Annotated in this window: 13 protein-coding genes; 11 read left to right on the top strand and 2 right to left on the bottom strand. The window is 67.6% G+C overall.

The genetic code is table 11. From position 1 onward, the window contains the following. Positions 1-71 precede the first annotated feature (71 nt). Both ACSFA5_RS04850 and ACSFA5_RS04845 read left to right on the top strand, forming a co-directional pair. Positions 72-518, top strand: coding sequence for a DUF2141 domain-containing protein (locus ACSFA5_RS04850; protein WP_435442880.1), 447 nt, complete (start codon positions 72-74; stop codon positions 516-518). Positions 519-528: 10 nt separating this feature from the next. Further along, positions 529-2,034, top strand: a complete 1,506-nt coding sequence (locus ACSFA5_RS04845) for a carotenoid oxygenase family protein (protein WP_435442879.1) — start codon at positions 529-531, stop codon at positions 2,032-2,034. A 30-nt stretch (positions 2,035-2,064) separates the two neighbouring features. Here ACSFA5_RS04845 and ACSFA5_RS04840 read toward each other — a convergent pair whose 3' ends face one another. Further along, on the bottom strand, positions 2,065-2,967 hold the full coding sequence (locus tag ACSFA5_RS04840; RefSeq protein ID WP_435442878.1) for a LysR family transcriptional regulator: 903 nt from the start codon (positions 2,965-2,967) through the stop codon (positions 2,065-2,067). Positions 2,968-3,079: 112 nt separating this feature from the next. Between ACSFA5_RS04840 and gcl the strand changes: the two genes are divergently transcribed. Genes gcl through ACSFA5_RS04825 form a run of 3 tightly spaced genes read left to right on the top strand, consistent with a single transcriptional unit; the run spans position 3,080 to position 6,599 of the window. Beyond that, the gene (gene gcl / locus ACSFA5_RS04835) at positions 3,080-4,873 is read left to right on the top strand and encodes a glyoxylate carboligase (RefSeq protein WP_435442877.1); all 1,794 of its coding nucleotides are present in this window, start codon (positions 3,080-3,082) and stop codon (positions 4,871-4,873) included. Positions 4,874-4,884: 11 nt separating this feature from the next. Then, positions 4,885-5,670 carry a hydroxypyruvate isomerase gene (hyi, locus tag ACSFA5_RS04830; protein WP_435442876.1) on the top strand — a complete coding sequence of 262 codons (786 nt, stop codon included), beginning with the start codon at positions 4,885-4,887 and terminating at the stop codon, positions 5,668-5,670. 20 nt (positions 5,671-5,690) lie between these two features. After that, the gene (locus tag ACSFA5_RS04825) at positions 5,691-6,599 is read left to right on the top strand and encodes a 2-hydroxy-3-oxopropionate reductase (protein WP_435442875.1); all 909 of its coding nucleotides are present in this window, start codon (positions 5,691-5,693) and stop codon (positions 6,597-6,599) included. A 98-nt stretch (positions 6,600-6,697) separates the two neighbouring features. Here the strand turns inward: ACSFA5_RS04825 and ACSFA5_RS04820 are convergent, their stop codons facing one another. Next, a complete protein-coding gene (locus ACSFA5_RS04820; RefSeq protein WP_435442874.1) occupies positions 6,698-8,035 on the bottom strand; it encodes an NAD(P)/FAD-dependent oxidoreductase in 1,338 nt (445 codons plus the stop codon). 208 nt (positions 8,036-8,243) lie between these two features. Between ACSFA5_RS04820 and ACSFA5_RS04815 the strand changes: the two genes are divergently transcribed. The 6 genes from ACSFA5_RS04815 (at position 8,244) to ACSFA5_RS04790 (ending at position 14,846) form a co-directional block, all read left to right on the top strand. After that, positions 8,244-10,544 (top strand): NADP-dependent malic enzyme, encoded by a 2,301-nt coding sequence (locus ACSFA5_RS04815; protein ID WP_435442873.1) that lies wholly within the window; start codon positions 8,244-8,246, stop codon positions 10,542-10,544. Between the two features lie 208 nt (positions 10,545-10,752). Next, complete coding sequence (locus tag ACSFA5_RS04810; RefSeq protein ID WP_435442872.1) at positions 10,753-11,784, top strand: ABC transporter substrate-binding protein; 1,032 nt, start codon at positions 10,753-10,755, stop codon at positions 11,782-11,784. Then, positions 11,784-12,644 (top strand): ABC transporter ATP-binding protein, encoded by an 861-nt coding sequence (locus ACSFA5_RS04805; RefSeq protein WP_435442871.1) that lies wholly within the window; start codon positions 11,784-11,786, stop codon positions 12,642-12,644. Before ACSFA5_RS04810 ends, ACSFA5_RS04805 begins: the two co-directional genes overlap by 1 nt. Next, a complete protein-coding gene (locus tag ACSFA5_RS04800; protein WP_435442870.1) occupies positions 12,641-13,411 on the top strand; it encodes an ABC transporter permease in 771 nt (256 codons plus the stop codon). Before ACSFA5_RS04805 ends, ACSFA5_RS04800 begins: the two co-directional genes overlap by 4 nt. Positions 13,412-13,418: 7 nt before the next feature. Continuing rightward, the gene (locus ACSFA5_RS04795) at positions 13,419-13,901 is read left to right on the top strand and encodes a nucleoside deaminase (protein ID WP_435442869.1); all 483 of its coding nucleotides are present in this window, start codon (positions 13,419-13,421) and stop codon (positions 13,899-13,901) included. A gap of 105 nt (positions 13,902-14,006) precedes the next feature. Further along, entirely contained in the window at positions 14,007-14,846 is an 840-nt protein-coding gene (locus tag ACSFA5_RS04790; RefSeq protein ID WP_435442868.1) for an AraC family transcriptional regulator, read from the top strand. Positions 14,847-14,972: the final 126 nt, after the last annotated feature.

The following is a 14,972-nucleotide window of genomic DNA, read 5'->3' as shown; positions in this document are numbered from 1 at the left end:
CGTCACATGGCGCTGGGCACCGCAGCCGACCTGCGAGATCGTCGGGCCTCCAACTTCCGACGAGGCCCCCCATGCATCTTCCTGCTCTCCTGTCCCGCCCGGCCGTGCGCGCCCTGTGCACCGCCGCGGCCCTCGTGCCGCTGGCGCCGCTCGGCGCCCTGGCCGCCGACCTGAGCCTGAGCGTCGCCGACGGTCCGGCGGCAGAGGCCACGGTCTATGTCGCGCTGTACAACGACGCCGCCGGCTACGCCGCCAGCAAGGCCGTGGCATCGCAGACCGCGCCGATGCAGGGCGGCAAGGCACGGCTGGTGTTCGCGGGGCTGCCGCCGGGGCGCTACGCGCTGCGCGTGTTCGCCGACGAGAACGGCAACGGCAAGCTCGACACCAACCTCATGGGCATGCCGACCGAACGCTACGGTTTCTCGAACGACGCCAAGGGCAACCGCGCCCCGCCCGACTTCGAGGCCGCCGCCTTCGGCCTCGACGCCGACCTGCAGACCGTGATTCACCTGCGCTGAGGAGGCCGCCATGGAACGACGCGAACTCCTGCGCCTGCTGGCCGCCGCCGGCGCCCTGCCCTTGCTGGCGCCCCTTGCGCGTGCCGCCGGCACCGAAAGAACGCAAGACTGGCAGGCCCAGTTCGAAGCCGCCGGCGCGCCCTGGAAGACCGCCTTCGCCACGCCCCCGGGCGACCTGCCGCTGACCCGCGCCACGGTGCGCGGACGCTTTCCAGATGCCGTGGCCGGCACGCTGTTTCGCATCGGCCCCGCCGGCCACGACCTGGGCGGCGAGCGCTACCACCACTGGTTCGACGGCGACGGCATGGTGCATCGTTTCGTGATCGACGGTGCCGACGTGCGCCACCAGGGCCGCTACGTCGCCACGCCCAAGCGCACGGCCGAGGTGCGGGCCGGCCGCCGGCTGACGGAGGCCTTCGGCACCATGCCGCCGGGCGTCGAGCCGCCGACCTCGGCCGACAGCATCAACGTGGCCAACACCAGCGTGCTGCCGCTGCAGGGCGAGGTGCTGGCGCTGTGGGAAGGCGGATCGGCCACCCGCGTCGATGCGCGCACGCTGGACACGCTGGGCGTGAAGACCTGGCGCGCCGACCTCGCGGGCATGCCCTTTTCGGCGCACCCCAAGGTGGACCCCGACGGCACGGTGTGGAACTTCGGCGTCAGCTCGGGCCAGGGCCTGCTGGCGCTGTACGAGATCGCGCCTGACGGCACGCTGCGCCGCGCGGCCGTGGTGCCGGTGGCCGACATGCCGATGGTCCACGACTTCGCCGTGACCGAGCGGCACCTGGTGTTTTTGATGCCGCCGCTGGTGTACGACGGCAAGCGCAAGGAAGCCGGTGCGAGCTTTCTGGACGCCCACGTGTGGCGGCCCGAACTGGGCATGCGCGCGCTGGTGGTCGACAAGCAGAACTGGGAGAAGCGCCAGATGCTGGCGCTGCCGGCCGGCTTCCTGTTCCACGTGGGCAACGCCTGGGAAGAAGAAACAACGCGCGGCACCTTGATTCACGTGGACTATGTGCGCTCGGACAACGCAGACTCGGTGTTCACCACCAGCCGTGAGGTGATGCGCGCGCGCCGCGTGAAAAGCACCGACCCGCGCCTGACGGTTGCCACGCTGAACCTGGCCACCGGCACCGCCACGCAGACGGCCCTGGCGCAGGAGGCCGAGTTTCCGCGCATCGATCCGCGCCGCGTGGGCCTGCGCCACCGGCAGGTGGTTCACGCCACGCAGATCCGGCCCGACCTGCCGGGTTTCGGCGCGGTCGCTCGCACCGATGTCGAGAGCGGCCGCAGCCAGCAGTTCAGCTATGGCGCGCAGGCCTTGGTGGAAGAACACGTCTACGTGCCGGACGGCGCGAAGCCGGGGTGGGTGCTGGGCACCGTGCTGGATTTCGGCCGGCAGAAGACGGTGCTGTCGTGCTTCGCGGCAGACCACCTCGGGGCGGGCCCGGTGGCGCAGGCCACGCTGCCGTATGCGCTGCCGCTGGGCCTGCACGGCGCCTTCGTGCCGGCCTGAACGAGAGGCAGAGAGAGGCGCGGCGCGTGCTCAGGCGGCCCACCAGCCTTCGTCGAAGCGCCCCTGCAGGAAGGCCACGAAGCCCGACACCTTGCCCGGCACCAGCTTGGGCGACGGGAACACGGCGTGGATCTCCTGCTCGGGCAGCGCATGGTCGCCGAGCACCTCGCGCACCTTGCCCGTGGCGAGCGACTCGCTCGCCACGTAGCGCGGCATCAGCGCAATGCCCAGGCCGTCGCGCGTCGCGGCCAGCACGGCAGACAGGTTGTTCGAGCGAAAACGGCCCGACACTGGCACCGTGACCGGGTCGCCCTTGGGCGTGTGCATGCGCCAGAACTCGTCGCCCACCACGCTGCTGTAGATCAGCGCCACGTGCGCGCCCAGGTCCTGCGCGCGCCGGGGCGTGCCGTGTTTCTTCAGGTAGGCGGGTGACGCCACCATGACCCACGGGTTGGCGCCCAGGTAGCGCGCGCCCAGCGACGAATCGGCCAGCTTGCCCATGCGGATGGCGATGTCGATGCCCTGCGCGATCAGGTCCACGTAGCGGTCCTCGAAGCTCAGGTCGAGCTGCACCTGCGGATGCCTTTGCATGTATTCCAGCGCCAGCGGCACCACCACGCGCCGCCCGAAGGCCACCGACGTGCCCACGCGCAGCAGGCCCTGCGCCTGGTTCTGCCGCAGCTGCACGATGCTCTCGGCCTCCTCGGCCTCGCGCACGATGATCTTGCACTTCTCGTAGTACAGCGCGCCGGGCTCGGTGAGGCTCACGCCGCGCGTGTTGCGGTTGAGCAGCCGCACCTTCAGCCGCGCTTCCGTGGCCGCGACCTGCTTGGTCACGGTGGGCTGCGTGGTGTTGAACTCGCGCGCGGCTTTCGAGAAGCTGCCGGTCTCGACCACGCGCACGAACATTTCCATTGCCAACAATCTGTCCATGGGCCGGATCGTAGCCAGTTATTCCATTCTGGAATAGGTTTTATGGCCCGCAGCCGTCTTCTTCGAACCTGCCCCGCTTCCTACAGTGGGCCCACCTCAAGGAGACATGCAAATGGCAAAGATGACAGCGATCCAGGCCGCGGTGCTGGTGATGGAAAAGGAAGGCGTGACGCAGGCCTTCGGCGTGCCGGGCGCGGCGATCAACCCGCTGTATGCGGCGCTGCGCCAGCGCGGCAGCATCGCGCACATCCTGGCGCGCCACGTCGAGGGCGCCTCGCACATGGCCGAGGGCTACACGCGGGCCGTGGCCGGCAACATCGGCGTGTGCATCGGCACCTCGGGGCCGGCGGGCACCGACATGATCACGGGGCTGTACTCGGCCTGGGCCGACTCCATTCCCATCCTGTGCATCACCGGCCAGGCGCCGCGTGCGCGCCTGTACAAGGAAGACTTCCAGGCGGTGGACATCGAGTCGATCTCCAAGCCCGTCACCAAGTGGTCGGTCACGGTGCGCGAGCCCGGCCAGGTGCCGCAAGTCTTTCAGCAGGCCTTTCACCTGATGCGCTCGGGCCGACCGGGCCCGGTGCTCGTCGACCTGCCCTTCGACGTGCAGATGGCGCAGATCGAGTTCGACATCGACGCCTACCAGCCGCTCGTGCCCTACAAGCCGGCCGCCACGCGCGCCCAGATCGAAAAAGCCCTGGGCATGCTGAACGCGGCCGAGCGCCCGCTGATCGTGGCCGGCGGCGGCGTCATCAACGCCGACGCGGCCGACCTGCTGGTGCGCTTCGCCGAAGCCACCGGCGTGCCGGTGATTCCCACGCTGATGGCCTGGGGCGCCATTGCCGACGACCACCCGCTGATGGCCGGCATGTGCGGCCTGCAGACCAGCCACCGCTACGGCAACGCGACCCTGCTGGCGAGCGACTTCGTGCTGGGCATCGGCAACCGCTGGGCCAACCGCCACACGGGCTCGGTCGAGGTCTACACCAAGGGCCGCACCTTCGTGCACGTGGACATCGAGCCCACGCAGATCGGCCGGGTGTTCACGCCCGACTTCGGCATCGTGTCGGACGCCAAGGCCGCGCTGCAGCTCTTCGTGGAAGTGGCCGAGGAGATGAAGGCCGCGGGCAAGCTCCCGAACCGCGGCGCATGGGCCGGCGAATGCCGCGAGCGCAAGAAGACGATGCTGCGCAAGACCAACTTCGCCGACGTGCCGATGAAGCCGCAGCGCGTGTACCAGTGCATGAACAACCACCTGGACCGCGACACCTGCTACGTGAGCACCATCGGCCTGTCGCAGATTGCGGCGGCGCAGTTCCTGCACGTGTACAACCCGCGCCACTGGATCAACTGCGGCCAAGCCGGCCCGCTGGGCTGGACCATTCCCGCCGCGCTGGGCGTGCGTGCGGCAGACCCCACGCGCAAGATCGTCGCGCTCTCGGGCGACTACGACTTCCAGTTCATGATCGAAGAGCTGGCCGTGGGTGCGCAGTTCAAGCTGCCGTACCTGCACATCGTGGTCAACAACTCCTACCTCGGGCTCATTCGCCAGGCGCAGCGCGGCTTCGAGATGGACTACTGCGTGCAGCTCGCGTTCGACAACATCAACGCGGCGCCCGACAGCGGCATCGAGCGCAGCTACGGCGTGGACCACATGAAGGTGGTCGAAGGCCTGGGCTGCAAGGCCATTCGCGTGTGCAAGCAGGAAGAGATGGCGCCCGCCATCGCGCGCGCCGAAGCGCTGATGGCCGAGTTCAGCGTGCCGGTGGTGATCGAGGTGATGCTGGAGCGCGTGACCAACATCGCGATGGGCACCGAGATCGACGCCATCAACGAATTCGAACCGCTGGCCGAGAGCACGGTCGACGCACCCACCGCGCTGGCCGTGGCGATGCTGGATTGAAAAGGAAAGACATGCCCAAGTTCGCAGCCAACCTCACGATGCTCTTCACCGAGCTGCCCTTCATGCAACGCTTCGAGGCCGCCGCCAAGGCAGGCTTCGAGGGGGTGGAGTACCTCTTTCCCTACGCGTTCGAGAAGAAGGAACTCACGGCCGCCCTGCGCGCCAACGGCCTGCAGCAGGTGCTGCACAACCTGCCGGCCGGCGACTGGGACCAGGGCGAGCGCGGCATCGCCTGCCACCCCGAGCGCACGGGCGAATTCATCGAAGGCATCGGCATGGCCATCGACTACGCGAGCGCGCTCGGCTGCCCGCAGGTGAACTGCCTTGTCGGCAAAGTGCCTGAAGGCGTGAGCAAGGAAGCGGCGCACCGCACGGTGGTCGGCAACCTGCGCATCGCCGCGCGAGAACTGGAAGCGGCGGGCCTGCGTCTGCTGATCGAGCCCATCAACACCTTCGACATTCCCGGCTTCTTTCTCACGCGCACCGACCAGGCGCTGGCGCTGATCGACGAGGTCGGCTCGGCCAACCTGCGCGTGCAGTACGACATCTACCACGCACAGCGCATGGAAGGCGAGCTGGGCAACACGCTCACGAAGCACCTGGCGCGCATCGGCCACATCCAGCTGGCCGACAACCCCGGCCGCGGCGAACCGGGCACGGGAGAAATCAACTACCCGTGGCTGTTCAGGCACATCGACGGGCTGGGCTACGGCGGCTGGATCGGCTGCGAATACAAGCCCCGCAGCGACACAGTCGACGGCCTCGGCTGGCGCGAAGCGCTCACGCAAAAGCAATGAACCACACAGGACCCAGAGACATGACGACACAACAAAAAATCGGATTCATCGGCCTCGGCATCATGGGCGCGCCCATGGCGGGCCACCTGCTCGACGCGGGCCACCAGCTGTTCGTGAACACGCACGGCAACACGCCGGAGCCCTTCGTGTCGAAGGCCACCATCTGTGCCTCGGCCGCCGAAGTCACGCGCCAGTCGGACATCGTCTTCATCATGGTGCCCGACACGCCCGACGTGGAGAAGGTGCTGTTCGGCGAGCCGGGCAAGGAAGGCGTGGCCGCGGGCCTGAAGGGCTCGAGCGGGAAGATCGTGGTGGACTGCAGCTCCATCGACCCGATTGCCACCAAGGACTTTGCGCGCCGCATCGCCGCGGCGGGCGCCGGCTATGTCGATGCACCCGTGTCGGGCGGCGAGGTGGGCGCCAAGGCCGCGAGCCTGACGATCATGTGCGGCGGCGACGAAGGCAGCTTCGAGCGCGTGAAGCCGTTGCTCGACAGGATGGGCAAGAACGTGACGCTGGTGGGCGGCGTGGGCGACGGCCAGGTGTGCAAGGTGGCCAACCAGATCATCGTGGCGTTGAACATCGCGGCGGTGAGCGAGGCGCTGGTGTTCGCCGCGAAGGCCGGTGCCGATCCGGCGCGCGTGCGCCAGGCGCTGATGGGCGGTTTCGCGAGCTCGCGCATTCTGGAGGTGCACGGCGAACGCATGATCAAGCGCACCTTCGCGCCGGGGTTCCGCATTTCGCTGCACCAGAAGGACCTGAACCTGGCGCTGCAGAGCGCGCGCACGCTGGGCGTGGCGCTGCCGCAGACGGCGGGGGCCGCGCAACTGATGAACGCGTGCGCGGCGCTGGGCTACGGCCAGCTGGACCACTCGGCGCTGGTGCGCGCGCTCGAAGCGCTGGCACAGCACAAGGTGTCCCCGGATTGATCGCGAAACACCGAGGAACCGGCTTTGCCGGGCCTCAGGTGTTGCCCCCGGTAGGGGGGAGGAGAAGCGACACGTAGTGCGCGAAGCCTGGGGGCGAGCTAATTCTTCGCCGCGTCCAGCGACTCTTTCAGGTTGCGCCGGCGCCATGCCCAGGTCTTCACGGCCTGCGGCAGGATGCCGATGCACGACACGTAGTACGTCAGCTTGAAGCCCCAGAAGCGCGGCCCGATGGGCGTGTCGCGGAACAGGTCGCCGGCCAATATGGACAGCAAGGCTTCCTGCATGCGCCAGATGTTGCGCGGCGCCATGAACAGGCGCCGGATGGCCGGCGAGGTGATGCGGTAGATGAACCACGAGAACATCTTCGGCCCGTGCTTCATGACCTTCTCGTAATGGCGGAAAGCGCGCTCGGCCTCCTTCGCCTCGCCCTTCAACCACAGGTCGGCTGCAGTGGCCGCCTCGAACCCGCTGTTCATCGCCAGGTACACACCCGAGGAGAACATCGGGTCGACGAAGGCATAGGCGTCGCCCACCATCATGAAGCGGTCGCCGCGGCAGAACTCGGCGTCGTAGGCGTAGTTGCCGGTGGAGGTGGCGCCCTCCATCAGCATGGCGTTCGCAAGACGCGCGGCCAGCTTGGGCGCGAGCGCGATGGTTTCCATCAGGAAGTCTTCGAGCGAGCCCTTGCGGCGCTTGAAGTAGGCGGGCGACGCCACCGCGCCCACGCTCACCGTGCCGTCTTTCAGCGGGATGTACCAGAACCAGCCATGGTCGAACCAGAACAGCGAAATGTTGCCCTCGAAGCGGCCCGGCCGGCGCTCGGCGTTGGCGAAGTGGCCGTACAGCGCGGCGCTGGCGTGCTTGCGGTTGCGCTGCTTCACGTCGAACTGGTTCGAAAGCAGCGTGTCGCGCCCGCTGGCGTCGATCACGAAGCGCGGGCGCCAGGCGGTCTCGGTGCCGTCGTCGGCCCTGACCTTCACCGCCGGCCGGTTGTCGGGCGTGCCCTTGCCGGCGTCCATGTCCACGCCCGTGACGCGCTGCCCCTCGAAGGTGCGCGCGCCGCGCTTGCCGGCGTGGCGGAACAGCAGCTCGTCGAGTTCGGAGCGGCGCACGTGCACCGCGTACGGAAAGCTCTTGTCCATCGCCTGGCCGAAGTCGAAATGGCTGGTGTGATCGTGCCAGGGCGAGACGAACTCGGCGCCGTGCTTCCTGAGGCCGATGGCCTCGACCTCGGTGCGCACGCCCAGCCGGTCGAACAGCGGCATGTTCATGGGCAGCAGCGACTCGCCGATGTGAAAGCGCGGGTGTTGCGCCTTCTCGATCAACACCACGTCATGCCCCTTGTCCGCCAGCAGCGCGGCCACGGTGGAGCCCGCAGGGCCGCCGCCGATGACCACGACGTCGGGGTCGGTGGTGGTGAAAGCTCCGGGTGTCATGCGCTGCCCTCCGTTGTCATTTTTTTAGATGTGATTGACGATGGTCCGCTAACCGTTTTTAACTGTGGTTAACAGCCGCGGAGTTTAGCGAACCGTCCGTCCTGGCCCCGCGCAAGCGATGGGTTCAGGCGTTTTCGGCATGTCCCCCGCAAGAACAAGCCGCGCTTTTGCGGTAGCCTCGTTGCCCGTCCGAACCAAGGAGACTTTCATGGCTGCACCCCTTTCCCCCGCAGAAGAAGCACTTCGCGAGGCAGCGCGCGAATACCACCGCTCGCCCGTCAAGGGCAAGATCTCGATCACCCCGACCAAGCCCCTGCTGAACCAGCGCGACCTGTCGCTGGCCTATTCGCCGGGCGTGGCGTACCCCTGCCTGGACATCGCGGCCGACCCCTCGCTGGCCAACGAATACACGGCGCGCGGCAACCTGGTGGGCGTCATCACCAACGGCACGGCCGTGCTGGGCCTGGGCAACATCGGTCCGCTGGCCGCCAAGCCGGTGATGGAGGGCAAGGGCTGCCTGTTCAAGAAATTCGCCGGCATCGACGTGTTCGACATCGAGCTGGCCGAGAACGACCCCGACAAGCTGGTCGACATCATTGCGGCGCTGGAGCCCACGCTGGGCGGCATCAACCTGGAAGACATCAAGGCGCCGGAGTGCTTCTACATCGAGAAGAAGCTGCGCGAGCGCATGAACATTCCGGTGTTCCACGACGACCAGCACGGCACGGCCATCATCTCGGCCGCCGCGCTGCTCAACGGGCTGGAGCTGGTCGGCAAGACGATCGAGAACGTGAAGATCGCCGTGTCGGGCGCCGGCGCCGCCGCCATCGCCTGCCTGGACGTGATGGTCGGCCTGGGCGCCAAGCCTGCCAACATCTACGCCTGCGACTCCAAGGGCCTGATCTATGCGGGGCGCGCGGGCGGCTTCGACGAATCGAAGGCGCGCTACGCCCAGCAGGACACCGGCGCGCGCACCCTGGCCGACGTGGTGAAGGACGCCGATGTGTTCCTCGGCTGCTCGGCCCCCGGCGTCATGAGCGCCGAGATGGTCAAGACCATGGGCACGCAGCCCATCATCCTGGCGCTGGCCAACCCCGAGCCCGAAATTCGCCCCGAGCTGGCCAAGGCCGTGCGGCCCGACTGCATCATTGCCACGGGCCGTTCGGACTACCCGAACCAGGTCAACAACGTGCTGTGCTTTCCGTACATCTTCCGCGGCGCGCTGGACTGCGGCGCCACCAAGATCACGGAAGAAATGAAGCTGGCCTGCGTGCGCGAGATCGCCGACCTGACCAAGGCAGACATCAGCGAAGAGGTGGCCACCGCCTACGCCGGCCAGGAGCTGGCCTTCGGACCCGACTACATCATTCCCAAGCCCTTCGACTCGCGCCTGATCCTGCGCATCGCGCCGGCCGTGGCCCGCGCCGCCGCCGCGTCGGGCGTGGCGACCCGCCCGATCGAAGACATGGAGGCCTACCGCCAGCACCTGACGCGCTTCGTCTACCAGACCGGCATGTTCATGCGACCGGTGTTCACCGCCGCCAAGCTGGCCACCGCCAAGCGCGTGGCCTACGCCGAAGGTGAAGACGAGCGCGTGCTGCGCGCCGCCCAGTGGGCCGTGGACGAGGGCCTGGCCCGCCCGATCCTGGTGGGCCGTCCCGCAGTGATCGAGGCGCGCATCCTGAAGGCCGGCCTGCACATCCGCGCGGGCACCGACTTCGAGATCGTCAACCCCGAGGACGATCCGCGCTTTCGCACCTACTGGGAGGGCTATCACAAGCTCATGGGCCGCCGCGGCGTGACGCCCGAGGCCGCCAAGACCCTGGTGCGCCGCTCCAACACCACCATTGCCGCGCTGATGCTGCACCTGGGCGACGCCGACGCCATGGTGTGCGGCCTGGTCGGGCGCTTCGACGTGCACCTGGAGCACATCCGCAACGTGATCGGCCTGAAGCGCGGCGCGCCGGGCTTCGCCACGCTGAACGCGCTGACGCTGGACAAGCGCACCGTGTTCATCACCGACACCAACGTGAACGAAGACCCGACCGCCGAGCTGCTGGCCAGCATCGCGGTGATGGCCGCCGAGGAAGTGCGCCGCTTCGGCCTGCCGCCGAAGGTGGCCTTCCTGTCGCACTCGAACTACGGCACCTCCAGCCGCGGCTCAGCCCGCAAGATGCGCCTGGCGCGCGACCTGTTCGCGCAGATGGCGCCCGACATCGAATGCGACGGCGAGATGCACGGCGACGCGGCGCTGTCGGAAGACATTCGCCGCACTGCCCTGCCCGAGACCACGCTCAGCGGCGAAGCCAACCTGCTGGTGTGCCCGAACCTGGATTCGGCGCACATCCTCTACAACGTGCTGAAGATGACCGGTGCCAACGGCATCACGGTCGGGCCGGTGCTGCTGGGCGCGGCCAGCTCGGCGCACGTGCTGACGCCGTCGTCGACGGTGCGCCGGATCATCAACATGACGGCGCTGGCGGTGGCGAAGGTGACGGTGGACAAATAGGCGGCGTGAGCGGGAGTTCAGAATTGGCTCGGTTTCGGTGCATCAACCCGCTGGAACCGACGATATTTGGTCTGAACATCCCTTGAAGAGTGCAAATATCGCACCGCCGTGATTCACGGGAAGGGTTCGCACCAATCACGTGCGGGCACCGTTTTTGCTTGAATGCCGATGACCTCCCTTGCATTCACCTTTCACGGATCGATCCCGCATGAACAAGCGCCACCTGCTCCAGTCCTTCCTCGCCGCCTCGGCCCTCAGCTTCGGCCTCACGTCGGCCTTCGCGCAGGCCCCGACGCCGATCAAGTTCCAGCTCGACTGGCGCTTCGAAGGACCGGCCGCGCTGTTCCTGCACCCCGCGGCCAAGGGCTACTTCAAGGCCGCCGGCCTCGACGTGAGCATCGACGCGGGCAACGGCTCGGGCGGCACCGTCACGCGGGTGGCCTCGGGCGCCTACGACATGGGCTTTGCCGACCTTGCGGCGCTGATGGAATTCCACGCCAACAACCCCGACAGCCCGAACAAGCCGGTCGCGGTGATGATGGTCTACAACAACACGCCCGCCTCGGTCATGGCGCTCAAGAAGAGCGGCATCACCAAGCCGGCCGACCTCGCCGGCAAGAAGCTGGGCGCGCCGGTGTTCGACGCGGGCCGCCGCGCGTTCCCGATCTTCGCCAAGGCCAACAACATCGGCGCGGTCAACTGGACCGCCATGGACCCGACGCTGCGCGAAACCATGCTGATGCGCGGCGACGTCGATGCCATCACCGGTTTCACCTTCACCTCGCTGCTGAACCTGGAGGCGCGCGGCGCCAAGACGGCCGACGTGGTGGTGCTCCCCTACCCCGACTACGGCGTGAAGCTGTACGGCAACGTGATCATCGCGTCGCCCAAGCTCATCAAGGAACACCCCGAGGCGGTGAAGAAGTTCCTCTCGGCCTTCGCCAAGGGCGCGAAGGAAGTCATTGCCAACCCGGCCGTGGCCATCGAGTCGGTGAAGGCGCGCGACGGCATCATCGACAGCAAGCTCGAAACGCGCCGCCTGCAGCTGGCCATCGACACCGTCATCAACAGCGCCGACGCGCGCGCCGAAGGCTTCGGCGCGGTCAACGCGGGCCGCATGTCGCTGATGGCCTCGCAGGTGTCGGACGCGTTCAACACCAAGACGCGCGTGAGCCCCGACGCGGTGTGGACCGCGGCCCTGCTGCCGCCGGCGGCCGAACTGAACGTGCTGAAGAAGTGATGGCAAGCGGCGCATTGCAGGCGGACGCCCCCTTCGTCGATTTCCAGGACGTCTGGCTCGCCTACAACGAAGAGCTGCTGCGCGAGAACCACTTCGCGGTCGAGGCCATCGACCTGAAGGTCAAGCGCGGCGAGTTCATCGCCATCGTCGGCCCCTCGGGCTGCGGCAAGTCGACCTTCATGAAGCTCACCACGGGGCTGAAGATGCCCTCGATGGGCAAGATCCGCATCGACGGGCAGCCGGTGACGGGCCCGCTCAAGATCTCGGGCATGGCCTTTCAGGCGCCGTCGCTGCTGCCGTGGCGCACCACGGTCGACAACGTGCTGCTGCCGCTGGAAATCGTGGAGCCCTACCGCTCCAGCTTCAAGGCCAAGCGCAAGGAATACGTGGAGCGCGCGCGCAAGCTGCTGCAGAAGGTGGGCCTGGCGGGCTATGAAGACAAGTTTCCGTGGCAGCTCTCGGGCGGCATGCAGCAGCGCGCGAGCATTTGCCGCGCGCTCATCCACGAGCCCAAGATGCTGCTGCTCGACGAGCCCTTCGGCGCGCTCGACGCGTTCACGCGCGAAGAGCTCTGGTGCATCCTGCGCGACCTGTGGACCGAGCAGCAGTTCAACGTGATCCTGGTCACGCACGACCTGCGCGAATCGGTGTTCCTGGCCGACACGGTGTACGTGATGAGCAAGAGCCCGGGGCGCTTCGTGGTGAAGCGCGACATCGAGCTGCCGCGCCCGCGCGAGCTGGAGCTCACCTACACCAAGGAGTTCACCGACATCGTGCTGGAGCTGCGCGGGCACATCGGCGCCATCCGGAACACCGGCATCAGCGCCGCGCAAACGGCCGCCGCGGGAGCCTCCGCATGAAAAACACGAAGCAGATCGAACGCTGGTCCCCTTGGCTGCTGCTGGTCGCGGTGCTGCTGCTGTGGCAAATCGTCTGCGCGGGCTTCGAGGTGTCGGACTTCATTTTTCCGAGCCCCTTGCGCATCTGGAGCCAGTTCTGGGAATACAAGGAAATCATCGCGGGCCATGCATGGCGCACCTTCTGGGTCACGATGGCGGGCTTTGGCCTGGCCATTGTGGTGGGCGTGCTGCTGGGTTTCGTCATCGGCAGTTCGCGCATCGCGTATGCGGCGGTGTATCCGCTGATGACGGCCTTCAACGCGCTGCCCAAGGCCGCCTTCGTGCCCATCCTGGTGGTGTGGTTCGGCATCGGCGCGGGGCCGGCGATTCTCACGGCCTTCTTGATCAGCTTCTTTCCGATCATGGTCAACATCGCCACTGGCCTTGCCACTCTGGAGCCCGAACTCGAAGACGTGCTGCGCGTGCTGGGCGCCAAGCGCTGGGACGTGCTCATGAAGATCGGCCTGCCGCGCTCCATGCCCTACTTCTTCGGCTCGCTGAAGGTCGCGATCACGCTGGCCTTCGTCGGCACCACGGTGAGCGAGATGACGGCCGCGAACGAAGGCATCGGCTACCTGCTGATTTCCGCCGGCTCGGCCATGCAGATGGGCCTGGCCTTCGCGGGCCTGATGGTGGTGGGCGCGATGGCCATGCTGATGTACGAACTGTTCAGCGTGATCGAGAAGCACACCACGGGCTGGGCGCACCGCGGTTCGCAGAACCAATAATGTGCGAATGACCCACGACCAGATGATTCGCGCGCTGCGTCGCGCAAACGAGGTGGCACGGCGCGCGATGGCCATGGGCCGCCATCCCTTCGGCGCCGTGCTGGTCGCGCCCGACGGCGAAACCATCCTCGCCGAGCAGGGCAACATCGACACCGTGCACCACGCCGAGGCCACGCTCGCGCGCCACGCGGCGCTGAACTGGCCGGCCGACTACCTGTGGCAATGCACCCTGGTGACCACCTTCGAGCCCTGCGCCATGTGCGCGGGCACGAGCTACTGGGCGAACATCGGGCGCATCGTCTACGGCGCGGAAGAATCGGCGCTGCTCGCGCTCACCGGCGACCACCCCGAGAACCCCACGCTGAGCCTGCCCCGCCGCGAGGTGTTCGCGCGCGGCCAGAAGCGCATCGAGGTCATCGGGCCGGTGGCTGAAGTGGCCGATGAGATGATCGACACGCACCGCGGGTTCTGGGAAACGCGCGGGCACTGAAGCGCCGCGCCGAGGCGGCACGAAGCCGCGCGTCCCGCCGAACCGACACAATGGCACAGCCGTTGCGTGCCCGAAGTGCAACGGCCGATCCACACGGAGGCTTCCTTGGCCAAGCTGGACCCGCTGAACACATCGCGCTACTGGCAAGTGCCCGACCTGCCGGGCATGGACATGCTGCATGCGGACTTCACCACCCACGAGTACGCGCCCCACGTGCACCATTCCTTCGTGATCGCGGTCACCGAGGTCGGCGGGTCCGAATTCAGGAGCCGCGGCCGAACGGGCGTTGCCAATCAGCAAGCGTTGCTCGTGTTCAACCCGGCCGAACCCCACTCGGGACGCATGGGCGGCAGCGCGCGCTGGCGCTACCGCTCTGTCTACCTGGCCGAGCCGGGCATCAGGCACCTGATGACCGCGCTGGGCATCGACCAGACCCGGTACTTCGGGTCGAACGTCCTGCGCGACCCGCACCTGATCGCCAGCTTCCTGGAACTGCATCGCGCCTTCGACGGACACAGCGCGCAGTGGGATCCGTTACGCCGGCAGGAGCTGTTCGTCCACAGCTTCGGCACGCTCTTCCAGAGCCACGCACAGCCAGGGCAACGCGTGCTACCGGTACCCGCGGACGCCCGCGTGCTGGCGCCCGTGCTGGAACTGCTGCACGACGCCTTCTCGGAGCGATTGACCCTCGAACAGATGGCGGCAGCCGCCGCGCTCACCCCGTTCCAGTTGATCGGCGCATTCAACCGGTTGATCGGACTGACGCCGCACGCCTACCTGACGCAGCTGCGGCTCAGGGCCGCCATCGCTCAGCTCGCCGCAGGCAGGCCGCTGATCGAAGCCGCCGTTGCAAGCGGCTTCTACGACCAGAGCGCCCTTACCCGGCATTTCAAGCGCACCTTCGGCATGACGCCTCTGCAGTACGTCCGCGCACGGGCACGCTGACGGAGGGTTGCAGCAGCCCTCGCGCCGCGCGCTGAGGGCGTCCCGCTCCTGCGCCGCGCAATTTTTGCCAATACGGGCACCTGCGCGCTGGCTATCGTGAAGCGCATCGAGACTTCGCCCCGCTTT

The sequence above is a fragment of the Variovorax monticola genome (assembly GCF_051216855.1).
Taxonomy (GTDB): Bacteria; Pseudomonadota; Gammaproteobacteria; order Burkholderiales; family Burkholderiaceae_C; genus Variovorax.
This window is presented reverse-complemented; position numbering and strand designations above follow the sequence as displayed.

Bases quoted from the DNA above. Each gene is read 5' to 3' on its own strand.
- ACSFA5_RS04805 (WP_435442871.1), top strand. From the start codon at position 11,784: ATGGCAAGCGGCGCATTGCAGGCGGACGCCCCCTTCGTCGATTTCCAG.
- ACSFA5_RS04795 (WP_435442869.1), top strand. From the start codon at position 13,419: ATGACCCACGACCAGATGATTCGCGCGCTGCGTCGCGCAAACGAGGTG.
- ACSFA5_RS04800 (WP_435442870.1), top strand. From the start codon at position 12,641: ATGAAAAACACGAAGCAGATCGAACGCTGGTCCCCTTGGCTGCTGCTG.
- ACSFA5_RS04810 (WP_435442872.1), top strand. From the start codon at position 10,753: ATGAACAAGCGCCACCTGCTCCAGTCCTTCCTCGCCGCCTCGGCCCTC.
- ACSFA5_RS04845 (WP_435442879.1), top strand. From the start codon at position 529: ATGGAACGACGCGAACTCCTGCGCCTGCTGGCCGCCGCCGGCGCCCTG.
- ACSFA5_RS04850 (WP_435442880.1), top strand. From the start codon at position 72: ATGCATCTTCCTGCTCTCCTGTCCCGCCCGGCCGTGCGCGCCCTGTGC.
- ACSFA5_RS04815 (WP_435442873.1), top strand. From the start codon at position 8,244: ATGGCTGCACCCCTTTCCCCCGCAGAAGAAGCACTTCGCGAGGCAGCG.
- hyi (WP_435442876.1), top strand. From the start codon at position 4,885: ATGCCCAAGTTCGCAGCCAACCTCACGATGCTCTTCACCGAGCTGCCC.
- ACSFA5_RS04840 (WP_435442878.1), bottom strand. From the start codon at position 2,967: ATGGACAGATTGTTGGCAATGGAAATGTTCGTGCGCGTGGTCGAGACC.
- gcl (WP_435442877.1), top strand. From the start codon at position 3,080: ATGGCAAAGATGACAGCGATCCAGGCCGCGGTGCTGGTGATGGAAAAG.
- ACSFA5_RS04825 (WP_435442875.1), top strand. From the start codon at position 5,691: ATGACGACACAACAAAAAATCGGATTCATCGGCCTCGGCATCATGGGC.
- ACSFA5_RS04820 (WP_435442874.1), bottom strand. From the start codon at position 8,035: ATGACACCCGGAGCTTTCACCACCACCGACCCCGACGTCGTGGTCATC.